This window comes from Ancylobacter sp. (assembly GCF_965249975.1).
In the GTDB taxonomy this organism is placed as follows: Bacteria; Pseudomonadota; Alphaproteobacteria; order Rhizobiales; family Xanthobacteraceae; genus Ancylobacter.
On record NZ_CBDFNE010000018.1, the window covers coordinates 977052 to 999442 of the forward strand.

Genomic DNA, 22391 nt, shown 5'->3' on the forward strand with positions numbered 1-22391 from the left:
CCTACACCGCCTCCTGCTCGGCGAAGGCGCGGTCCACCTCGTCCGCCAGCAATTCGGTGAACAGGTCGCGATAGGCGTGGTAGCGCGGATCGCGCGATTCACGCGGGCGCGGCAGGTCGATGGGGACAATGGTCTTCACCCGGCCGGGGCGCGAGGTGAACACCACCACCCGGTCGGCCAGCGAGATCGCCTCGTCGATGGAATGGGTGACGAGCAGGATGGACGCGCCGCTGTCGCGCCAGATCTGCAGCAGGAAGTCCTGCATGCGGGCGCGGGTCTGCACGTCGAGCGCGGCGAAGGGCTCGTCCATCATCAGCACTTTGGGGCGCATGGCGAGCGCCCGCGCGCAGGCGGCGCGCTGGCGCATGCCGCCGGAAAGCTCGTCCGGCTTCTTGTCCAGCATGTCGCCGAGGCCGACGCGCTTCAGCGTCTCCACCGCGATCTCCCGCCGCTTCACTGGCTGCACATGCTGCACGGCGAGGCCGAAGGCGACATTGTCGGCGATGGTGAGCCAGGGGAACAGCGAGGCTTCCTGGAAGATCAGCCCGCGCTCGGCGGAAGGCTCGGTGACCGGCTCGCCATCGCAGGCGATGGTGCCGCCGGAGACCTCTTCCAGACCCGCGATCATGTAGAGCAAGGTGGACTTGCCGCAGCCGGAGGGGCCGAGCAGGACAATGAATTCGCCCGGCGCGACATCGAAGGTGAGGTTGTCGAGCGCCAGCACCGGGGCGCGGCCCTCGGGGGTCCAGCGCTTGGAGACGGACTGGATGGAAACGGCGGGGCGGCTCATCGGGCGGCTCCCTGGTTGGGGGCGATCCACCACAGCATCTTGGTCTGCACCTGCCGCAGGGCAAAGTCCGAGAGGAAGCCGAGCAGGCCGATGATCGCCATGGTGAAGAAGACCAGCTTGGCGTTGAAGGTGGAGCGCGCCATCGAGGTGATCTGGCCGAGGCCGGTGCCCACGCCGACCGTCTCGGCGATCAGCACCACCATCCAGGCGGCGAACAGATTCAGCCGCAGCGTCATGAACAGGCTGGGCAGGATGGCGGGCAGAATGACCTTCCAGAAGGTCTGGCGCTGGCTGGCACCCATGATGCGGGCGACATGGATGTAGTTCTTCGGCACGCTTTCAATCTGCGCTCCCGTCGAGAGCACGATGGCGAAGAACACGGTGATGAAGACCAGGAAGATCGCCGGCACATCGCCAATGCCGAAGACGAAGATGGCGACCGGCAGCCACGCCACCGGCGAGATCGGCGCCAGCAGGAGGATGGTCGGCAGCAGGAGGTTGCGCAGGAGCTTCACATAATGGATCGCCGCGCCCACCGCGACGCCGCAGGTGAAGCCGAGGGTGAGGCCGACCAGCACGCGCAGCGTGGTCGAGCCCATGGTGAACAGCAGCGGCCACACGCCGACCCCGCTCGCCACCGAGCCGATGCGGTTGGAACGGTCGAAGAATTTCAGCGTGCCGGGAATATCGGAGAGGAAGAGGTGCGGCGGCGGCAGCAGCAGCGGGTTCAGCATGCCGAAGAACCACAGCGCCTCCCACAGGCCGGCGAACAGGCTGAGCGAGACCAGCCCCCAGCCGATGGCGGCAAGCCGCCGGCGCAGGGCGGGCGAGAGGAGCGGCGGCTTGGTCTTCGGTGCCGGGCGCCCGGCCCCGGCCTCGCCGAGGTGCGTCTGCCCGGCATCTGCGGTCATCGTCATGGCGTCCTTCCAGTGAAGCGGGGCCGGGCGGAGACCGGACCCCGGATGGCACGCCCACGGGCCGCGCGGTGCGCCCGTGGAAGGCTCAGCAGGGGACGGGGTCGCCGCAGGACGGCGGCAGAACCCCGTCTCAGCTCGCCCCGCCTCGGCCCCCTCCCCCATGGGCAGAGGGCCGCCGGGCTCAGGCCGATTTCAGCTTGAGGCCGTCATAGAGCGGCTTGTTGGCGGCGATCACCGCTTCCAAGAGGCTCCAGTCGAAGGCGCCCTGGTCGGGCAGCTTCTTGACGTAGCCGAGTTCCATCATCGACTGGCCGCGATCGATGATGAACTGGGTCTGGTTGCGCTGGTCGACGACGATGGGCTGCTTGGTGGAGGCGTCCTCGGCCGCTTCCATGCTGGTCTTGTAGTATTTGCCGACCGTGTCCTTGAGCGCGGCCTGCTTGTCGGCCTCGGCCTGCGACTGGGCGACCATCAGCGCCTTGATCACCGCCTTCACCGCCGCCGGGTTGCTCTCCAGGAGCGGGGTGCGCACGGCGAGCACGCAGTCGGAATAGCCCTTGCCATAGACGTCGGTGCCGTTCGACAGCACGGTCGCGCCCTTGCGGCCGAGCACGCATTGCGAGGCATAGGGTTCGATATGGCAGATGGCGTCGATGGCGCCGGCCATGAAGGCCTGGGCGAGTTCCGGCGAGGTGTCGAGATATTTGATCTGCACGTCGTTGAAGGAAAGCCCGGCCTTCTTCAGGTAATCATAGGGCAGCACTTCCAGCGTGTCGGCCTGGAAGGTGCCGAAGGTCTTGCCCTTGAGGTCGGCGGCGGAGGTGATGCCCTCCTTGGCGACGATGATGCAGCCTTCGACGCCGCCGCCGGCGACGATCTTCACCGGCGCACCGGCATCGTAGAGCGTCATGAAGTTGGAATAGGGGATCATCGACATGTCGACGAGGCCCGCGCCGAACATGGTGGTGATCTCGGTATTGGACGGGGTCACCACGAATTCGAGATCGACGCCGTCCGCCTTGGTCAGTTCCCGCTCCTTGGCGAGGAAGATGCCCATATTGCAGAAGCCGGAGCCGTGCGTCGCCTTGATGGTGGTGCCGGCGGCGCGCGCCGCGTTCGGCGCCAGCAGGCTCGCCAGCCCGGCCGGCAGCGCGATGGTGGCCGCCGCGCCGGCGACCGAGGTCTTCAGGAAGCTGCGGCGCGAGAAGTTACGATAGAAGGTGCCGTCACGATCACACATGATCCCCTCCGGATCTTGAGAACCGATACGACCCCGCCTTACAGCCCGTTCGTTGTCGAACTGTAGATCACGCCGCTACGGTTGCATGCCGCAGCAACGGAACCCGCAGACGGGATCACGATGATGGGCACGCCAACCCGAAAGAGCATTTTCGCCCTGCGCTACACCACAGGTGCGGCGAAAACATCCGCACTATACGAGGCCAATACAGGCGGCCAAGCGCAAATAAGCGCCAGAAAACCTTCGTTTCTGACCAAGAAATGAGCTGAACACGCTCACTCCCCCTTGCGCCTGCCCATTCCCGCCGGAGCGGATCCCCGCTCCGGACGGCCTGCGGCACCGGGCTGTCTCTTCCTGCGAAGCGGCAGCCGAACCGCGCCTGCCGGGAAGTAAAAGACGGGCGGAGCGTCCGCGCAATGATTTTTTGTATGCTGAATACAATTTACTCCAAGCGCCTATTCCTACATCATAATGTGACTATAATTGCAGCGTCGGAGCGGCTTATCGCGGCGCGCCTGCGTGCTAGGATCGGCGGGGGGACGGAACGGATGGACACACCACGCAAGCGAGGGCGCCCGCGCAAGCTGCGCCCGGTCGAAGCTTCGGCGACGGAACGGCTTAGCCGCGCCGGGCTGCACGCGCAGGCCGGCCGCCAGTTGCGGGAGATGATCGTCACCGGCGCGCTGGCGCCGGGCGCACCGATCGTCGAGGCGGATCTGTGCGCGCGGCTCGGCATTTCCCGCACGCCGCTGCGCGAGGCGGTGAAAATGCTGGCGGCGCAGGGGCTGGTGGAGCTGCGCCCCAACCGCAGCGCCCGCATCGCCCCCTTCGACGCCACCCACATTACCGAGCTGTTCGAGGCGCTGAGCAATGTCGAGCGGATCGCCGCCGAATATGCCGCCGAGCGCCTGAGCGCGCGCGAACTCGGCCATCTCAGCGATCTGCAGGAGACGATGGAGGCGCATTACCGCGCCGGCGACCTCGCCGCCTATTTCGCGGTCAACCAGGCCATTCACAGCGCCATTCTCGCCGGCGCCCACAACGCCACGCTGGTCGAGATGCATGGCTGGCTGTTCGCCCGCGCCGAACGGGCCCGCTATTTCGCGCTCGGCACCCATGCGCGCTGGGCCGAATCCATCGAGGAACACCGCGCCATTCTCGCCGCGCTTGAGGCGCGCCAGTCCGACACCGCCGGCCGGCTGCTCGCCGCCCATGTCATGCACACGAGCACCGGCGTGCTGGCGCGGCTTGCCGCCACCGCCGGGGCCGCTGCCTAGATCATTTCACCGTTTCACGGAAACGGTGAAATGATCTAATTCTTTGTTTTATCGCGTTTTCTTCACGCGAACCGGTATCCACTTCGCTCGAAAACGCTCTAAGGATTCACCCCGTGCGCCTTCTCGTGCTCAACCCCAACACCACCGACGCGGTGACGCAGATGCTGCTCGCCGCCGCCCGCCCCGCTGTTGCCCCGGGCACGGTACTCACCGGCCTCACCGCCCCGCGCGGCGTGCCCTACATCGCCTCGCGCAGCGAGGCGCAGCTTGCCGGGGCGCTGACGCTGGAAATGCTGGCCGAGCACCAGGGCGAGCATGACGCCGCCATCATCGCCGCCTTCGGCGATCCCGGCCTGCTGCCGGCGCGCGAATTGTTCGATCTGCCCGTGCTCGGCATGGCGGAGGCGGCGATGCTGACCGCCTGCACGCTGGGCCAGCGGTTCAGCATCGTCACTTTCACCACCACCATGGCCAACTGGTACCAGGACACGGTGGATGCCTACCGCCTCTCCGGCCGCTGCGCCGGCATCCGCGCCCGCAGCCTGCCGTTCTCGGCGATCGAGAACGTGCAGGCGGAGATGGAACAGGCCATCGTCGCGCTCGCCTGCGCGGCGGTGGAGGAGGATGGGGCGGATGTGGTGATCCTCGGCGGGGCGCCGCTCGCCGGCATGGCGCCGCGCCTGCGGGCGCAGGTGCCCGTGCCGGTGGTCGATCCCATCGTCGCTGCGGTGAAGATGGCGGAAGGGCTGGTGACCCTTGCCCCGCGCAAGCCGGTGCGCGGCCGCTTCAGCCGCCCGCCGGCCAAGCCGACCACCGGGCTTTCGCCGGCGCTCGCCGCCCGCATCGAGCACCGCGACGCACCTGCGCGATAGCGGGGGCCGCTACATCTCTCCCGCCGCGAAGAGGCCGAGGCGCCGCAGCAGCAGCTTCTCGCCCTCCAGCACGACCATCAACGCGACGCCGATGGCGATGATCATCACCCCGTCGAGCAGCGCCACCGGCCGCGTGTCGAAGATCGCCTGCATGACCGGCAGATAGGTGAAGGCGAACTGGCCGGCCACGACAGCCGCGAGCGCCAGCAATACCGCCGGCGTGCCCAGAACCCCGCGCCAGCTGAGCGAGCGCATGTGCAAGAAGCGGACATTGAACAGATAGAAGATCTCCAGCACCACCAGCGTGTTGACCACCAGCGTCCGGGCCATTTCCACCTCCTGTCCGCGCCACAGGGAGTGGAAGAACACGGCGAAGGCGATGAGGGTGAACAGCACCGACACCAGCACCACCCGCCAGAGCATGAAGCGGCTCATCAGCCCCGCCTTGGCCGGACGCGGCGGGCGCGCCATGATGCCGGGCTCGGTCGGCTCGAAGGCGAGGGCGAGGCCGAGCGTGGCGGAGAGGATGAGGTTGATCCACAGGATCTGCGCCGGCGACATCGGCATGGTGAGGCCGAGCAAAATCGCGGCGATCACCGCCAGCACCTCGCCCCCATTGGTCGGCAGCGTCCAGGCGATCATCTTGCGGATATTGTCGTAGACGGTGCGCCCCTCCTTCACCGCCGCGACGATGGTGGCGAAATTGTCGTCCAGCAGCACCACATCCGCCGCCTGCTTCGCCGCCTCCGTGCCCTTGCCGCCCATGGCGATGCCGACATCGGCCTGGCGCAGCGAAGGCGCGTCATTCACCCCGTCGCCGGTCATCGCCACCACCGCGCCGGTGGATTGCAGCGCGCGGACGATACGCAGCTTGTTCTCCGGGCTGGTGCGGGCGAACACATCGGTGCGGGCGGCAAGGGCGACGAGGTCGTCGTCGCTCACCGCGTCCACCTCCGCCCCGGTGGCCACCACCGGCGTCGCGGCGAGGCCGAGCTGGCGGGCGATGGCCCCGGCGGTCGCGGCATGGTCGCCGGTGATCATCTTCACCCCGATGCCGGCGCTGCGGCATTCGGCAATGGCGGTCACCGCCTCCGGGCGCGGCGGGTCGATGAAGCCGACGAGGCCGAGAAAGCTGAACCCCTCGCGCACATCCTCGAAGCAGAGGCGCGCCGGCGCCACGGGGAGTCGCTTCATGGCGAAGCCTAGCACGCGCTCGCCCGCCGCCGCCGCACGGGCGATCGCCGCTTCCCAGGCGCCGCCGCCCGGAGCGCCGGCAAGGCGCAGCACCTCCTCCGGCGCGCCCTTGACGAAGAGCACGGCCTCGCCCTCCGGGCTACGATGAAGGCTCGCCATGAAGCGATAGGCGGCGTCGAACGGGATCTCGTCGAGCCGCGCCCAGGCGGCCCGTTCGGCGGCGGCGTCGCGCCCCGCCTTGACGGCAAGCGTGACGAGCGCTCCCTCCATCGGGTCGCCCTCCGCCCGCCAGGCGCCGTTCTCAGCGTGCAGATGCGCGTCGTTGCACAACAACCCCGCACGCAGCAGCGCCGCCGCCGCCCCGGCCGGGTCGCCCTGCCCGCCCGGCTCCATCCAGCCGAGCGCGCCGGCGGGGTCGTAGCCGATGCCGGAGACGGCGATCTCGGCGAGGTCGTCCTGGGCGATCACCAGCCGGCAGGCGGCCATCTCGTTGCGGGTGAGCGTGCCGGTCTTGTCGGAGCAGATCACCGAAGTCGCCCCCAGCGTTTCCACCGCCGGCAGCTGGCGGATGACCGCGTGCTGGCGCGCCATGCGCCGCACGCCAATGGCGAGCGTGATGGTGATGACCGCCGGCAGACCTTCCGGCACCACGCCCACCGCCAGCGCCACCACGGCGATCAGCGCCTCGCTCCAGCCATAGTCCCGCACCGCCACCGCGAACAGGAACAGCGCCGCCGCGCTGACCAGCGCCACGGTGGTGAAGCGGCGGGCGAAGGCGTCCACCTGCCGCAGCAGCGGGGTCGCCAGCGGCTCCACCTCGGCGATGAGGCGGCCGATGCGGCCGATTTCCGTGTGCGGGCCGGTGGAGACGACGATGCCGGCCCCCTGCCCGGCGGCGATGGTGGTGCCGGAAAACGCCATGGAGTGCCGGTCGCCCAGCGCCGCTTCCGCCGGCGCGGCGGCCTCGTTCTTGAGTGCGGCGACGGATTCGCCGGTGAGGATCGCCTCATCCACCCGCATGCCGCGCGCGCGGATGAGCCGTGTGTCCGCCGGCACCCGGTCGCCGGCTTCCAGCAGCACCAGATCGCCGGGGACGAGGTCGCGGGCCTGCACGCTCTGGCGGCGGCTGGCGCGCACCACATGGGCGTGGGGCGAGATCATGTTGCGGATGGCCCGCAGCGCCTGTTCCGCCTTGCCTTCCTGGATGAAGCCGACCAGCGCATTGACCAGCACCACCGCGACGATGACGCCGGCATCGACATAATGGCCGAGCGCCAGCGCCGCCGCCGCACCGGCGAGCAGGAAATAGATCAGCGCATTGTTGAACTGGGCGAGAAAGCGCAGCAGCGGCGGGCGGCCGGGCGGCTCGGGCAGCGCGTTCGGCCCATGCGCCCTGAGCCGGGCCTGCGCCTCTTCCGGCGTCAGCCCGGCGCTGGTGACACCGAGCCGGCCGGCCACCTCCTCATGGGGCAGCGCATGCCACTCGGTGGCGGGCGGGGCGGACGGGCGGGACGCGGGATCGTTCATCGGTCGGGGGCGCTCGCTGACGTTGCGTTAGCCCGAACCTAAAAGCACCCCTCCCCCCGGCCTAGCGCAGTTTTGCGTAGACCGCCGCGATGGCCCGCGTCAGCGCGGCGCGCGTTTGGCGAGGATGCGCTGGAGCGTGCGGCGGTGCATTGACAGACGCCGGGCGGTTTCCGAGACATTGCGGCCGCACAGCTCATAGACGCGCTGAATGTGCTCCCAGCGCACCCGGTCCGCGGACATCGGGTTTTCCGGCAGCTGGGGCTTGTAGTCGCCCTGGGCGTTGAGGGCGGCGCAGATATCGTCGGCATCGGCCGGCTTGGCGAGATAATCGACGGCGCCGATCTTCACCGCGTTCACGGCGGTGGCGATGTTGCCATAGCCGGTGAGGATGATGCCGCGCGCTTCCGGCCGCCGGCGCTTCAGGGCGGAAATCACGTCGAGGCCGTTGCCGTCGCCGAGCCGCATGTCGACCACGGCATAGGCGGGCGCGCTGCCTTCGACGCTGGCGAGGCCGTCGGCCACGGTCTCGGCCGTGGTCACCATGAAGCCGCGGGTTTCCATCGCCCGCGCGAGGCGCTGCAGAAACGGCCGGTCGTCATCGACGATGAGCAGCGTGCGGTCCTGCGGTTCCATGGCGGTATCGAGCATCTCAACGCTTTCCATTGTGCCGGCTGCGGCCCCATCACGCGCGGGCGAACCCGCGCGGCGCTGCGTCGCCAATTCGACTTTTGATCGAGCTTATACCCCATGGGCAGCGAGATCAAAATGTCGCAACCCCTTCTACGGGCGGGCGGGTACCCCGGTCTCACCCTCGACTTCACGATCGCCTGATATGTCGATCAACCCGCGCGGCCAGCGCACGCCGACGGAGGCGCCATGCGCCGGTGGCGGCCGGTTGACGAAGGTGAGGGCGGCGCCGGTGCGCTCCAGCAGCGTCTTGGCGATGAACACGCCGAGGCCGAGGCCGTTCTGGTCCTCGCCATCGCTTTCCGTGCCGCGTTTCCAGCGGTTGCGGCCGCGGCTGGTGACATAGGGGGCGCCGATGCTGTCCAGCAATTCGATGGGAAAGCCCGGCCCGTCATCGGTGACGGAGATCGTCACCTCGTCCTCGCTCCAGCTGGCGACGATGTTGACGCGGCTCTCGGCGAAATCGACGGCGTTCTCGACGATGTTGCCGAGGCCATAGAGCAGGCCGGGATTGCGGGCGATGATCGGCTCGCCCGGCGCGCCATTGGGCAGGGTGACGGCGATGGTGATGCCGAAATTGCGGTGCGGCGCCACCACATCTTCCAGCAGGTGCGAGATCGGCATGCGGTCGAACGGCGCCTCGCCGGAATCGAGCGTGGTCAGCCGGCGCAGAATGGCGCGGCAGCGTTCCGCCTGCTCGCTTACCAGCTTGATGTCCTCGCTCAGCGGGCTGTCGGGCGGCAGCGAACGTGCCAGTTCCTTCGCCACCACGGTGATGGTGGCGAGCGGCGTGCCAAGCTCATGCGCCGCCGCCGCCGCCAGTCCGTCGAGCGCGGAGAGGTGCTGCTCGCGTGCCAGCACCAGCTCGGTCGCTGCCAGCGCCTCGGAGAGTTCGCGCGTTTCCTCCGCCACCCGCCAGGCATGCACGCCCATGAAGGCGATGGCGATGGCGAGCCCCAGCCAGATGCCGACGAGATAGAGCGTCGGCAGTTCCGGTACCTCGCCGAGCGCGCCATTCGCGGCCCAGGGCAGCGGCATGTGCCAGAAGCCGACCAGCCCGGCGCAGGCCGCCGCCAGCACGCCGAGCAAGATGGTGGTGCGCGGCGACAGCGCCGTCGCCGAAATCAGAACCGGGGCGAGAAACAGTAGCGCGAAGGGATTGGACAGCCCGCCGGTGAGGAACAGCAGGGCGGCGAGTTGCAGAATGTCATAGGCGAGCAGCCAGGCCGCCTCGACATCCGACAGGCGCCGGGCGCCGGGATTGCGCAGCCTCAGCGCCAGATTGAGCCAGGCGGACAGCGCCACCACGGCGAGGCTGGCGCCGATCGGCAGCGAGAAGCCGAGCAGCCACTGCACCACGACGATGGCGACCGTCTGGCCGGAAATCGCCAGCCAGCGCAGGCGGATCAGCGTATCCAGCCGCAGGCCGAAAAAGCGTTCGCCGATGGGATGATCGAGGGAAAGCGACATGAAAAGGCCCCTTCGCGCCCCCTTCGCGGAGGGACGCGACTTTCTATAACCTTTCGTGAAGCTGTCATGCGAGAGTGGAGCCGCGTTGACGCGGGCGTGAAAGAGCCTATTTATGCTGCAATGCACAAGAACGGCCGGCCAGGACCGATCACGGGGACGGTACCAAACAGGCGCGGACGACGGAGGACAGCATGGCAATCGGCGTTTTCGGCGATGTGCCTGATGCGACGGAAGCGGTGGCCTCGCCCGAGGTGACGCTGGAAGCCGCCTCGGCGCTGACGCGGCCTATGTACTGGATGTTCGAACTCGGCCACGCGGCGCTCGACCCGCTGCGCATCATGGCCGATGCCGGACGGCTGTTCTACCGCAACCCGGCCAATCCGCTCAGCCATACCGGCTTCGGCAAGACCATGTCGGCCTCGCTGGAAATGTTCGAGCGCACGACCCGGCGCTACGGCAAGCCGGAATGGGGCATTGACGAGGTCAACGTTGGCGGCGTCAGCGTTCCCGTCACCATCGAGACGGTGTGGGAGCGGCCCTTCTGCAAGCTGCTGCATTTCCGCCGCGACTTCGCGCACAAGCCGCGCCGCCCGCAGCCGCGCATGGTGATCGTCGCGCCGCTGTCCGGCCATTACGCGACGCTGCTGCGCGGCACGGTGCAGACGCTGCTGACCAATCACGATGTCTACATCACCGACTGGGTCGATGCGCGCAATGTACCGGTGTCGGAGGGGCCGTTCAGCCTCGACGACTATATCGACTACGTCATCGACATCTTCCACCATCTCGGCGGCGGGGTGCATGCGCTCGCCGTCTGTCAGCCGGCGGTGCCGGTGCTGGCCGCCGTGGCGCGGATGGAGGAACTGGGCGACCCGGATGTCCCCGCCTCCATGGTGCTGATGGGCGGGCCGATCGACACGCGCGAGAGCCCGACGGCGGTGAACCATTTCGCCGAGGAGCGCGGCATCGACTGGTTCCAGCGCAATGTCATCACCACCGTGCCCTGGCCCAATGCCGGGGTGATGCGGCAGGTCTATCCCGGCTTCCTGCAGTTGCACGGCTTTATGGCGATGAATCTGGAGCGCCATCTGAAGGCGCATGCCGACATGTTCGGCCATCTCGTCAAGGGCGACGGCGATTCCGCCGCCAAGCACCGCGAGTTCTACGACGAATATCTCTCGGTCATGGATTTGCCGGCGGAATATTACCTGCAGACACTGCAGACCGTGTTCATCGACCACGCGCTGCCGCGCGGGCGGATGACCCATCGCGGCGCCAGGGTCGACCCGTCGAAGATCCGCAATGTCGCCCTGCTCACCGTCGAAGGCGAGAATGACGACATTTCCGGCATCGGCCAGACCCGCGCGGCGCAGACGCTGTGTTCCGGCCTGCCGGACGACATGAAGGCGCATTACCTCCAGCCGACCGTCGGCCATTACGGGGTGTTCAACGGCTCGCGCTTCCGTGCCGAAATCGCCCCGCGCATTTCCGATTTCGTGCTCTCGCACAACTGGCCGAAAAAGGGCCACAACCGGCCCGAGGGCGGCAGCGGGACGGGCGGAGAATAAGCGCCCGTTTTCCGGCGGCACGGGAGGCGGCGCGATGCTAGCGTCGGCCCATGCTGACCGATGCCACCCACGATCCGTTCGACCTAACCTTGCCGGATGCGGCCACGCTGTATGAGGCGCTGCTCGCGCGCGACGCGCGCTATGAAGGGCGCGCCTATGTCTGCGTCGCCACGACTGGCATATTTTGCCGGCTCACCTGTCCGGCGCGCAAGCCGCTGATCGAAAATTGCAGCTTTCGCCCGACCATCGGCGCCTGCATCGAAGCCGGCTTCCGCCCCTGCAAGCGCTGCCATCCGCTGCGGCCGGCCGCCGAGGCGGAGCCGATGATCGCCGCGCTGCTCGCCGCGCTGGACGCGCGCCCGGCCTATCGCTTCGGCGAGGAGGACATCACCCGCATGGGCTATGACCTCTCCACCGTCCGCCGCGCCTTCAAGCGGCATTTCGGCATGACGTTCCTCGACATGGCGCGCCACCGCCGGCTGCGCGAGGGCTTCGAGACGCTGGCGCTCGGCGGATCGGTCATCGCCGCGCAGCAGGAGGCCGGCTTTCAGTCGGCCAGCGCCTTCCGCGCCGCCTTCGCCCGGCTGATCGGCTGCGCGCCGGGCGAGATCGCCGGCGAGGGCCGGCTGCTCGCCGACTGGATCGGCACGCCGCTCGGCGACATGATCGCCATTTCCAGCACCACCCATCTGCATCTACTGGAGTTCGTCGAGCGCCGCGGCCTGCCGGCGGAGATCGCCCGGCTGCGCAAGGGGGTGAAGGGGGAGCTTGGGATCGGCAGCCACCCGCCGACAGAGAGCATCCGCCGCGAACTCAGCGCCTATTTCGCCGGCCGGTCGGCGGCGTTTGCCACGCCTGTCGCGCTCGACGGCAGCGCCTTCACCCGCGCCGTCTGGGCGGAGCTGCGGCGCATACCGGCCGGGGCGACGGCGAGCTATGCCGACATCGCCCGGCGGATCGGCGCGCCGACGGCGATCCGCGCCGTGGCCCGGGCCAATGGCGCCAACCAGCTGGCGCTGATCATTCCCTGCCACCGCGTCATCGGCACCGATGGCGCCCTCACCGGCTATGGCGGCGGGCTGTGGCGCAAGCAGCGCCTGCTGGAAATCGAGAGCCATTACCGGACGCCCGCCGCAGCGGCGGGGTGACGCGGCGGGTGTTCCGCGCGCTCAATGCGCGCGGGCGAACATCTCGTTGAAGGAATAGCCGGAGCCGCGCACGGTGCGGATCGGGTCCGGCTGGCGCGGGCGGTTCAGCGCCTTGCGCAGGCGGCCGACATGCACGTCGACCGTGCGCTCGTCGATATAGACATCCTGCCCCCACACGCCGTCGAGCAGCTGTTCGCGCGAATAGACGCGGCCCGGCGACTGCATGAGGAATTCCAGCAGCCGGAACTCGGTGGGGCCGAGATGCAGCTCGCGGCCGGCGCGGTGGACGCGCTTGGTTTCGCGGTCGAGCTCGATGTCGCCGGCCCGCAGCAGGGTGGAGATGTGCTCGGGCTTGGCCCGGCGCAGCAGCGCCCGTACCCGCGCCACCAGCTCCGGCACCGAGAAGGGCTTCACCACATAGTCGTCCGCGCCAGTGGCGAGCCCGCGCACGCGCTCGGTCTCCTCGCCGCGGGCGGTGAGCATGAGGATCGGCATGCGCTCGGTTTCCGGCCGGGCGCGCAGGCGCCGGCACAGCTCGATGCCGGAAAGGCCCGGCAGCATCCAGTCGAGGATCAGGAGGTCCGGCACGCTCTCGCGCAGCCGGGTTTCCGCCTCGTCGCCCCGCCCGACATTATCGACCGAATAGCCTTCGGATTCGAGATTGTAGCGGAGCAGGAGGGTGAGGGGCTCCTCATCCTCCACGATCAGTATGTTGGTGGGCATGATGTCGTCCCCGAGCGTTCGCGGGTCGCTGGCGTCAGGCCGGGAACGCGACGCTGGTCAGGCTGCTGGTATCCTGCTTCGGCCGCTCCTCGGTGAGCAGTTGGCCGGTGACAAGATAATGAATGGTTTCGGCCACGTTGGTGGCGTGGTCGCCGATGCGCTCGATGTTCTTGGCGCAGAACAACAGATGCGTGCATAGCGAGATGTTGCGCGGGTCCTCCATCATATAGGTGAGGAGCTCGCGGAACAGCGAGGTGTAGAGCACATCGACCTCGCCATCGCGCTGCCAGACTTCCAGCGCCCGCGCCTGATCGCGCGTGGCATAGGCATCGAGCACCACTTTCAGCTGTTCGAGCACGATGGTGGACATGTGCTCCACGCCGCGCACCAGCTTCTGCGGGTGAAATTCGCCGGTGAGGGCGAGCACGCGCTTGGCGGTGTTCTTGGCAAGGTCGCCGATGCGCTCAAGATCGTTGGCGATGCGCATGGCGGCGACGATCTCGCGCAGATCGCCGGCGAGCGGCTGGCGACGGGCGATGATGAGCACCGCCTTTTCCTCGATCTCCCGCTGCAGCAGATCGACCGGCCCGTCGAGCACGATCACCTTCTGCGCCAGCTCGGTGTCGCGCTTGACCAGCGCCTGCACGGAATCGGCGACCAGGCGCTCCGACTGTCCGCCCATTTCGACCACACGGCGGCCGAGTTCCTTCAGGTCGGTATCGAATGACGAGACGATATGTTCGGTCATGGGGCAGGCCTCTCTCGTCGCGGGCTCAGCCGAAGCGGCCGGTGATGTAGTCGCGGGTGCGGGCTTCGCGCGGGTTGGTGAAGATCTCGTTCGAGGCGGCGACCTCGATGAGCTCGCCGAGATAGAAGAAGGAGGTGATGTCGGCGCAGCGCGCCGCCTGCTGCATGTTGTGCGTCACGATGACGATGGTGAATTCCTGCTTCAGCTCGTCGATCAGGTCCTCGATCTTCGAGGTCGAGATCGGGTCGAGCGCCGAGGTGGGCTCGTCGAGCAGGATCACTTCCGGCCGCACGGCGATGGTGCGGGCGATGCACAGGCGCTGCTGCTGGCCGCCCGACATGCCGAGCGCCGAGGTGTGCAGGCGGTCCTTGGTCTCTTCCCAGATCGCCGCCTTGCGCAGGCACCATTCGACGCGCTCGTCCATCTGCGCCTTGGACAGGCGCTCATGCAGCTTCACGCCGAAAGCGATGTTGTCATAGATCGACATCGGGAACGGCGTCGGCTTCTGGAACACCATGCCGATGCGCGAGCGCACGACGGTGGAATCGAGATCCTTGCTCAGCAGGTCGGCGCCGTCGAACAGGATCTTCCCTTCCGCGCGCTGGCCCGGATAGAGCTGGTACATACGGTTGAAGATGCGCAGCAGCGTGGACTTGCCGCAGCCGGAAGGCCCGATCATCGCGGTGACGCGCTTTTCCGGGATCTCGAAATTGATGTTCTTCAGCGCGTGATTGTCGCCGTAGAAGAAGTTCAGCTTCTCGACCTTGATCTTGGGTTCGGCCGACGGCGCAGTGGCGCGGTTGACGGCGGAGGCGATGTCGATCGACGTTTCAGGTGCGAAATTCATGGTCCGTCTCACTTCATCTTCGCCAGGACGAGGCGGGAAAGGATGTTCAGGGTCAGAACCCCGACGGTGATGAGCAGGGCGCCCGCCCAGGCCAGCGCGACCCAGTCCTCGAACGGGCTGGCGGCATATTGATAGATGGCGATCGGCAGGCTGGCCATCGGCGCGTTCAGGCTGATCGACCAGCCATTATTGCCGAGCGAGGTGAACAGCAGCGGCGCGGTCTCGCCGGCGGCGCGGGCGACGGCGAGTAGGATGCCGGTGACGATGCCCGCCCGGGCCGCGCGCCAGGTGACGAAGGTGACCACCTTCCACTGCGGCGCGCCGAGGGCGAAGGCCGCTTCGCGCAGGCCGATCGGCACCAGGTTCAGCATGTCCTCCGTGGTGCGCACCACGACCGGAATGATGATGATTGCCAGGGCGATGGAGCCCGCCCAGCCGGAGAAGCCGCCGAACGGCACCACCAGCAGCTGGTAGACGAACAGGCCGATGAGGATCGACGGCGCCGAGAGCAGCACGTCATTGACGAAGCGCACCGCGTTAGCGACCTGGGTTCCGCGGCCGTTTTCGGCGAGGAAGGTGCCGCACATCAGGCCGATGGGGGTGCCGATGATGAGCGCGACGCTGATCTGGATCAGCGAGCCGACGATGGCGTTGAGCAGGCCGCCCCCGGCGCCGGGCGGCGCGGTGATCTTGGTGAAGACGTGCGGGCCGAGCGCGGGCAGGCCGCGGATCACCAGGGTCCACAGGATCCAGGCGAGCAGGATGAGCGAGAGCACGGCGAAGCCGGTGCTGATGAGCTTGACCGTGTAGTCGGTCGCGCGGCGGCGGGCGAGGGATGCCATGTGTGTCTCTCCCTCAGCCCTTGAGCCGGGACCGGACGAGCAGGCGCGAAAGCGCGAGCACGATGAACGAAATCACGAACAGGATGAAGCCCAGTTCCAGCAGCGACTGGAGTTTCAGCGAGCCGGTGGAGGCTTCGGGAAACTCGTTGGCGATGGTGGAGGCGATGGTGGCGCCGGGGGCGAAGAGCGAGGCCGACATGCGCGTGGCGTTGCCGATGACGAAGGTCACGGCCATGGTCTCGCCCAGCGCGCGGCCGAGGCCGAGCATGACGGCGCCGACCATGGCGGTGCGGCCATAGGGCACCGAGACGTTGCGGTAGACCTCATAAGTGGTGGCGCCGACGCCGTAGGCGGATTCCTTGATCATCGGCGGCACCGATTCCAGCACCTCGACGAACATGGCGGTGATGAAGGGCAGGATCATGATCGCCATGATCAGGCCGGCGGTGAGCATGCCCGCGCCGAGCGGCGGGCCCTGGAACAGCGCGCCGATCACCGGCAGCGGGCCGAGCCATTCGATCAGCGGCGGCTGAACATAGGCGGCCATCAGCGGCACGATGACGAAGAAGCCCCACATGCCGTAGATGATCGACGGGATCGCGGCGAGCAGCTGGATCGCGACACCGATCGGCCGGCGCAGCGGGCCGGGGGCGATCTCGGTGAGGAAGAAGGCGATGCCGAAGGACAGCGGCAGGGCGATGATCACCGCGATGACCGCGCTGAAGACGGTGCCGAACACCATCACGCCCGCGCCGAACACCTCGGTCACCGGGTTCCATTTGGTCGACCACAGGAAGGAGATGCCGAATTCCTGCAGGGCCGGCAGGCCGCCCTTGAACAGCATCGCGATGATGAGGCCGAGCAGCAGCAGCACGAGAATGCCGCTGGCCCAGAGAATGCCGACGAAAACCGGGTCGCTTACGCGGCCCGTCGGCTTATGCGCCGCGATCAGGCCGGCCTCCGCCTGCCTTCCGCTGAGAGTGGCATCCATGTCGTGTGATCCTTGGAGCGCCTTGTCACCCTGAGCCGCGATCGGCGGAGGGGCGGCGGACTACTGGGACGGAACAGGTGTCGACGCGGCAGAGTACCGCTGGCCGGAGCAGACGAGAAGAGGCGGCCAGGGGCCGCCTCTTCCAAGTGCGGTTCAGGATCAGTTGGTCCAGACGGCCTTGCCGTCGGCCTTCACGTCGCTCGCCCAGGCCTTCTTGATGTCGGTGACGACGGCGTCCGGGAGCGGGATGTAGTGGAGCTTCTCGGCGATGGCGTCGCCTTCCGCACCATAGGCCCAGTCGAAGAACTTGATGACTTCCGCCGACTGCGCAGCATTGGTCGGGTTCTTCGGCAGCAGGATGAAGGTGGCGGAGGTGATCGGCCAGGCGCCTTCGCCAGCGGTGTCGATCATCGAGGCGGCGAAGTTCTTCGCGCCCTTCCAGTCGGCGGCAGCGGCGGCTTCGACGAACGCCTTGGTCTCGGGCTTCACGACCTTGCCGGCCTTGTTGACGAGGTCGGTGGTGGCGAGCTTGTTGGCGGCGGCGTAGATGAACTCGACGTAGCCGATGGCGCCCTTGGTGTTCTTCACGGTGCCGGCAACGCCTTCATTGCCCTTGGCGCCCGCGCCGACCGGCCACTGGACCGAGGTCGCCGCGCCGATGTTCGACTTCCAGTCGGCATTGGTGGCGGCGAGGTAGGAGGTGAACACGAAGGACGTGCCCGAGGAGTCCGAACGATAGACCGGCACGACGGCGATGTCGGGAAGCGTCGCACCCTTGTTCAGGGCGGCGATCTTCGGGTCGTTCCACTTGGTGATCTTGCCCTGGTAGATGTCGGCGATGGTGGCGCCGTCGAGGGTCAGAGCATGGTCGTCGCCGAGATTGACGATGGCGACCACCGAGCCGATCACGGTCGGGAACTGCAGCAGGTTGGCGGATTCGAGCTTGTCGTCCTTCATCGGCGCGTCGGAGGCGCCGAAATCGACGGTGCGGTTGACGATCTGGTTCTGACCACCGCCGGAACCGATCGACTGATAGTTGAGGCCGGTGCCCGTCTTCTCCTTATAGGCCGCAGCCCAGGCCTGATAGACCGGAGCCGGGAAGGAGGCGCCGGCGCCGTTGATGTCAGCGGCGAAGGCGGCGCCGGAAACCAGAGCGCCGAACGACAGCGCAGCAGCGCCGAGCAGATGGGTGAATTTCAAGGGTCTTCTCCTTAGGTCGGGAGATGGGCAGCCTGGCCGAACGACGCCGGCCTGCCCGATTGGCCGAAGGGCGGTGGACAGTTCACTCGGGAGTCTTACCGCCCGGGCACCAAGGTTCTATGACCCTTCGATGAAGCCTTGATGACAGTTCAAATTACTGAAAATATTGAACTTATCGCTTCGGCGCCGACGCCGTCGACAAACGCACGGAGAATGTCGAGCCGACGCCCGGGGTGCTCTCGATGCCCATCTTGCCGCGATGGCGGGCGACGATGTGCTTGACGATGGCAAGGCCAAGCCCGGTGCCGCCCTGCTCGCGCGAATGGGCGGTGTCGACGCGGTAGAAGCGCTCGGTCAGGCGCGGCACATGCTCGGGGGCGATGCCGGGGCCGTAATCGCGCACCGTCGCCACCGCATCCGTGCCCTCGCGCGCGAGGGTGATCTCGACCCGCCCGCCGGTGCCGCCATATTTCAGCGCGTTCTCCACCAGGTTCTCGAACACCCGGATCAGCTCGTCACGGTCGCCGCGCACCTCCACCGGCTCGGCCGGCGGGGTGAACAGGATGTCCACGCCGCGTTCGCGGCCGAGCGGGGCGAGCGCCTCGCGCACATGGCCGACCACGGCCGCGAGATCCACCGCCGCCTCCGGCCGCAGATGCGCGTTCAGCTCGATGCGCGAGAGCGACAGCAGGTCATCGATCAGCCGCGACATGCGCCGCGCCTGCTCGTTCATGATCTTGAGAAAACGCTCGCGGGCATTGGCGTCGTTGCGCGCCGGCCCCTGAAGCGTCTCGATGAAGCCCGACAGCGAGGCCAGCGGCGTGCGCAGCTCATGGCTGGCATTGGCGACGAAATCGACCCGCATCTGCTCCACCCGGCGCTGCGGCGTGAGATCGACGAAGCTGAGCAGCACCGCCTCGATGGGCGCGCCGTCGCGCAGCAGGCCGGGCCGGATCGGCACGATATCGGCGCGCAGCCAGCGGTCGAGCGGCACGCGCTCGGCAAATTCGATGCGGCGGGCCGTACCGTCGGCCACCGAGGCCCGCAGCGCTTCCAGCACCTCCGGCACCCGCACGGCGAAGGAGACGGGGTCGCCGACGCGCACGCTGGCCAGCAGGCCGACCGCGGCGGTGTTGGCGGCCAGCACGGTGCCGCGCGCATCGAGCAGCAGCGCGGCTTCCGGCAGGGCACGCACCAGCGCCGGCAGCCGTTCCTCGGCGCGTGGCGAGGGCCGAGGCTCGCCACCGAAACGGGCGAGCGCCGCCGCCACCGGGCGCTTGCGCGTCGGCAGCAGGGCCGCGAAGGCGACCAGCAGGCCGATGGTGAGACCGGCTCCCGGCGTCATCGTCCCGGCCCAGATCGCCCCGGCGAGGCCGAACGCGGCCGCCGCAAGCACCCAGCGGGCGCTGACGAGGCGTTCCCGCAGCGTTTCTTCCGCCAGTTGCCGCGTCTCGTTGACGGCCATGCCCGCGCTTCCTGCCCCATGTTAAGGCGCGGCGTTCGCCCTCTTTAAGGCGCGCCGCGCTTTCCTGATATGCTTTCTGAGCCGGCATCGGAAGGCGAATCGGCCGTGGCCGACGATGATCGCGACTCGCCGGCCCGAACCTTCCGCAGTTCGGCACGTTGCCCTTATGATCATGTTGAAAGGCTTCCATATGACGAAGCGGCCCGCCGCCCCCAAGGCGCTGAAACCCGGGAGCGAAGAGGCGGAACTCGCGGCCGCCGTGGCGGGGTTTTCGGTGGAGGCGGCGGAACTGCCGCCGCTTATCGCCGAGCATGCCTATGGCAGCGGTGATTATCCCTACACCGACCGGCCCAAGCGCAAGACCTATGAGGCCGAGTTGCACGCGCTGCAGATCGAGCTGCTGAAACTGCAGGAATGGGTGAAGGCGCAGCGCGAACGCATCGTCATCGTGTTTGAGGGGCGTGACGCGGCGGGCAAGGGCGGCACCATTCACCGCCTGACCCAGCATCTCAACCCGCGCTTCGTGCATGTGGTGGCACTGGACAAGCCAACCGAAGCGGAAGCCGGGCAATGGTATTTCCAGCGCTACATCGCCCATCTGCCGCGCCGGGGCGACATCGCGATCTTCGACCGCTCCTGGTACAACCGCGCCGTGGTCGAGCCCGTCATGGGCTTCTGCACGCCGCAGGAGACCGCGCATTTCCTTGAACAGGTGCCCACCTTCGAGAAGATGCTGGTGGATGACGGAATCCGCCTGTTCAAGATCTGGCTCGACATCGGGCGGGAAATGCAGCTGCTGCGCCTGCATGAGCGCCACCAGGACCCGCTCAAGCGCTGGAAGCTCTCCCCCGTCGATCTCGCCGCCCCGGCGCGCTGGGACGCGATCTCGGCGGCGCGCGACGCCATGATCGCGGCAAGCCATTCCCCGGTGCCGTGGGCGGTGGTACTGGGCAACGACAAAATGCGGGCACGGTTGGGCGTTATTCGTCAAATCCTCGCCCAAATTCCGTATGAGGGCAGGGATGATGGCGTTGTCGGGATTCCCGATCCCGCCATCGTGCTCGACGGCCGCGCCTTTCTGGCGCGCCATTCATCCTGAATCGCCTGCCGAAGACCGTGTGAAGGACGCCTGATGCGCCATTATGGGATCGCCAGCCTCGTGCTGGGCATCGGCCTGTCCATCGACCTCAGCGGCGCGAGCGCCGACCCGATGCCCGCCCCCGCGGCGGATTACCACGCCCGTGCGCGTGCGCTGCCCGGTGTGGAACTCAGCGTGGCGCATCACCAGGGCAAGGTGCGGGTCGAGGTGGAGCGCGGCAGCCAGCCCAATGGCATGGTCAGCCTCATTGATCTGCCCACCAGCAGCGTGATCGTGATGGTGGACGTGCCCGGCATGGACCGCATCGCCGTGGAGACGGACATGCCGCCCGGCTTCGCCTTTTCCGACGCCAAGCGCCAGGGCACGCGCGCGGGGAAGGGTGAGGCGCTGGGCGAGGCGTGCGACCTGTGGCGGTTCCCAGTGCCGTCGCTGAACCAGCCGGTGGAAAGCTGCATCACGGCCGATGGCATCGTGCTGCGCACCACCACGCAGATGAACAGCAAGCCGGTCGTACTGTTCGAAGTGACCGAGCTCTCCCGCACGCCCCAGGACCCGGCGGCGTTCGCCCTGCCGAAGGGCATGAAGCCGAGCAAGATTCCACCCAGCATGCGTGCCCTGCTGCCCGGGCTCGGCCGCTAACCGCCCTCAGCCGGCGGCGCGGCGGCGTTCCGGCTTGGACGGCTCGTCCGGCGTGGCGTCCGGTTCGATCACCGGCAGGGCGGCGAGCGGATCGGGCGAGATGCCCTTGGTGGCATTGAGCCGGCGCCGGCTCATCATCAGTTCGCGCGCGCCCATCAGGATCAGCGCGATGGCGAAGGGCGTGACGTAATAGAGCAGCCGCAGCAGCAGCAGCGCGCCGAGCAGCGGCTCGGTCTCGAATTGCGGCAGCGCCACCAGCATCGCCGCGTCGAACACGCCGAGCCCGCCGGGCGCATGGCTGGCGAAGCCGAGCAGCGTGGCGGAGATGAACACCACGCCGAGCGCGATCGGATCGATGAAGGGCTCTTCCGGCATCAGCACATACATGGCCGCGGCGCAGAAGGAGAGATCGATGATGCCGATGATGATCTGCAGCAGGGTGAGCTTCCACCCCGGCAGGGTGACCGTCCAGTGCCCCTTGCCGACCCCGATGCGGCGCGGCTTGAGCCCCACCCAGGTGACATAGGCGGCGAGGCCGGCGAGCAAAGAGAGGCCGATCAGCCGGTTGACCCAGGGCGGCAGGTGGTCCACCGCGCTCGCCGCCCAAGGCTCGACCGAGACGCCGAGGCCGAGAATGGCGATGTTGCCGAGCCAGAAGGTGAGGCCGGTGATGAAGCAGAGCTTGGCCACGTCCACCGCGCCCAGCCCGTGGGCGGAATAGATGCGGTAGCGCACCGTGCCGCCGGTGAAGGCGGAGAAACCGATATTGTGGCCGATGGAATAGGAGGTGAACGAGGCCAGCGCCGCGACCCGATAGGGCACATGCGGCTTGCCGATGGTGCGCAGGGCGAACCAGTCATAGAAGGTCAGGGTGAAATAGGCCCCCGCCACGAGCAGCGCCGCCACCCCGATACGCCACGGGTCCGTGCCCGAGATCGCCTCCAGCACCTCGGCGGGCCGGATGTTGCGCAGCATCCGGTAAAGCACGAAGACGGCGATGCCGATGATGACGAGGCTCGCGACCAGACCGAGCGTGTGCCAGCCAAGCCGCGCACGCAGCCAGCCGGCGATCGCCTTCAGTCCCTTCATCGCGTCTCCGTCCCTGCTGTTATGCCAGTGTGCCGGCCAGCCCTAGCAGACCCGGCGG

At 67.9% G+C, this 22391-nt stretch carries 20 protein-coding genes; 6 read left to right on the plus strand and 14 right to left on the minus strand.

From position 1 onward, the window contains the following. Position 1: 1 nt before the first annotated feature. From ACP2AH_RS17420 to ACP2AH_RS17430, 3 genes are all read right to left on the minus strand, one after another. Positions 2-790, minus strand: coding sequence for an ABC transporter ATP-binding protein (locus ACP2AH_RS17420; RefSeq protein WP_425106946.1), 789 nt, complete (start codon positions 788-790; stop codon positions 2-4). After that, on the minus strand, positions 787-1707 hold the full coding sequence (locus tag ACP2AH_RS17425; protein ID WP_425106947.1) for an ABC transporter permease: 921 nt from the start codon (positions 1705-1707) through the stop codon (positions 787-789). The genes ACP2AH_RS17420 and ACP2AH_RS17425 overlap by 4 nt, the downstream gene beginning before the upstream one ends. Positions 1708-1888: 181 nt before the next feature. Beyond that, entirely contained in the window at positions 1889-2947 is a 1059-nt protein-coding gene (locus tag ACP2AH_RS17430; protein ID WP_244379761.1) for an ABC transporter substrate-binding protein, read from the minus strand. Positions 2948-3495: 548 nt separating this feature from the next. On the opposite strand from ACP2AH_RS17430, the gene ACP2AH_RS17435 reads away from it, so the two are divergent. Together ACP2AH_RS17435 and ACP2AH_RS17440 are read left to right on the plus strand one after the other, a co-directional pair. Continuing rightward, positions 3496-4224 carry a GntR family transcriptional regulator gene (locus ACP2AH_RS17435; protein ID WP_307018838.1) on the plus strand — a complete coding sequence of 243 codons (729 nt, stop codon included), beginning with the start codon at positions 3496-3498 and terminating at the stop codon, positions 4222-4224. Positions 4225-4337: 113 nt separating this feature from the next. After that, positions 4338-5096 carry an aspartate/glutamate racemase family protein gene (locus ACP2AH_RS17440; protein WP_425106948.1) on the plus strand — a complete coding sequence of 253 codons (759 nt, stop codon included), beginning with the start codon at positions 4338-4340 and terminating at the stop codon, positions 5094-5096. A gap of 9 nt (positions 5097-5105) precedes the next feature. On the opposite strand, the gene ACP2AH_RS17445 is transcribed toward ACP2AH_RS17440, so the two are convergent. From ACP2AH_RS17445 to ACP2AH_RS17455, 3 genes are all read right to left on the minus strand, one after another. Next, positions 5106-7817: an HAD-IC family P-type ATPase gene (locus ACP2AH_RS17445; protein ID WP_425106949.1), complete on the minus strand. Its 2712-nt coding sequence runs from the start codon at positions 7815-7817 to the stop codon at positions 5106-5108. 99 nt (positions 7818-7916) lie between these two features. Next, the gene (locus tag ACP2AH_RS17450) at positions 7917-8480 is read right to left on the minus strand and encodes an ActR/PrrA/RegA family redox response regulator transcription factor (protein WP_371348508.1); all 564 of its coding nucleotides are present in this window, start codon (positions 8478-8480) and stop codon (positions 7917-7919) included. Positions 8481-8597: 117 nt separating this feature from the next. Continuing rightward, a complete protein-coding gene (locus tag ACP2AH_RS17455; RefSeq protein ID WP_425106950.1) occupies positions 8598-9974 on the minus strand; it encodes an ActS/PrrB/RegB family redox-sensitive histidine kinase in 1377 nt (458 codons plus the stop codon). Between the two features lie 191 nt (positions 9975-10165). Here ACP2AH_RS17455 and ACP2AH_RS17460 point away from each other — a divergent pair, with 191 nt between their 5' ends. Together ACP2AH_RS17460 and ACP2AH_RS17465 are read left to right on the plus strand one after the other, a co-directional pair. Next, entirely contained in the window at positions 10166-11542 is a 1377-nt protein-coding gene (locus ACP2AH_RS17460; RefSeq protein ID WP_425106951.1) for a polyhydroxyalkanoate depolymerase, read from the plus strand. A gap of 50 nt (positions 11543-11592) precedes the next feature. Next, a complete protein-coding gene (locus ACP2AH_RS17465; RefSeq protein WP_425106952.1) occupies positions 11593-12690 on the plus strand; it encodes a bifunctional transcriptional activator/DNA repair enzyme AdaA in 1098 nt (365 codons plus the stop codon). Positions 12691-12711: 21 nt separating this feature from the next. On the opposite strand, the gene phoB is transcribed toward ACP2AH_RS17465, so the two are convergent. The 7 genes from phoB to ACP2AH_RS17500 all read right to left on the minus strand — a co-directional run bounded on the left by phoB (position 12712) and on the right by ACP2AH_RS17500 (position 19506). Beyond that, entirely contained in the window at positions 12712-13413 is a 702-nt protein-coding gene (gene phoB, locus ACP2AH_RS17470; protein WP_018388729.1) for a phosphate regulon transcriptional regulator PhoB, read from the minus strand. Between the two features lie 34 nt (positions 13414-13447). Continuing rightward, positions 13448-14161: a phosphate signaling complex protein PhoU gene (gene phoU / locus ACP2AH_RS17475; protein WP_425106953.1), complete on the minus strand. Its 714-nt coding sequence runs from the start codon at positions 14159-14161 to the stop codon at positions 13448-13450. Positions 14162-14186: 25 nt separating this feature from the next. After that, positions 14187-15008: a phosphate ABC transporter ATP-binding protein PstB gene (gene pstB / locus ACP2AH_RS17480; protein WP_421698800.1), complete on the minus strand. Its 822-nt coding sequence runs from the start codon at positions 15006-15008 to the stop codon at positions 14187-14189. An 8-nt stretch (positions 15009-15016) separates the two neighbouring features. Beyond that, the gene (gene pstA, locus ACP2AH_RS17485; protein ID WP_425106954.1) at positions 15017-15850 is read right to left on the minus strand and encodes a phosphate ABC transporter permease PstA; all 834 of its coding nucleotides are present in this window, start codon (positions 15848-15850) and stop codon (positions 15017-15019) included. Positions 15851-15863: 13 nt separating this feature from the next. Next, positions 15864-16841: a phosphate ABC transporter permease subunit PstC gene (gene pstC, locus ACP2AH_RS17490; protein WP_421698802.1), complete on the minus strand. Its 978-nt coding sequence runs from the start codon at positions 16839-16841 to the stop codon at positions 15864-15866. A 159-nt stretch (positions 16842-17000) separates the two neighbouring features. Further along, entirely contained in the window at positions 17001-18041 is a 1041-nt protein-coding gene (pstS, locus tag ACP2AH_RS17495; RefSeq protein ID WP_425106955.1) for a phosphate ABC transporter substrate-binding protein PstS, read from the minus strand. A 172-nt stretch (positions 18042-18213) separates the two neighbouring features. Next, complete coding sequence (locus ACP2AH_RS17500; RefSeq protein ID WP_425106956.1) at positions 18214-19506, minus strand: ATP-binding protein; 1293 nt, start codon at positions 19504-19506, stop codon at positions 18214-18216. 190 nt (positions 19507-19696) lie between these two features. Between ACP2AH_RS17500 and ppk2 the strand changes: the two genes are divergently transcribed. Together ppk2 and ACP2AH_RS17510 are read left to right on the plus strand one after the other, a co-directional pair. Continuing rightward, positions 19697-20605, plus strand: coding sequence for a polyphosphate kinase 2 (gene ppk2, locus ACP2AH_RS17505; protein ID WP_425106957.1), 909 nt, complete (start codon positions 19697-19699; stop codon positions 20603-20605). 33 nt (positions 20606-20638) lie between these two features. Then, positions 20639-21244 (plus strand): hypothetical protein, encoded by a 606-nt coding sequence (locus ACP2AH_RS17510; protein WP_425106958.1) that lies wholly within the window; start codon positions 20639-20641, stop codon positions 21242-21244. A 6-nt stretch (positions 21245-21250) separates the two neighbouring features. Here the strand turns inward: ACP2AH_RS17510 and ACP2AH_RS17515 are convergent, their stop codons facing one another. Further along, positions 21251-22333, minus strand: a complete 1083-nt coding sequence (locus ACP2AH_RS17515; protein ID WP_425106959.1) for a UPF0104 family protein — start codon at positions 22331-22333, stop codon at positions 21251-21253. Positions 22334-22391: the final 58 nt, after the last annotated feature.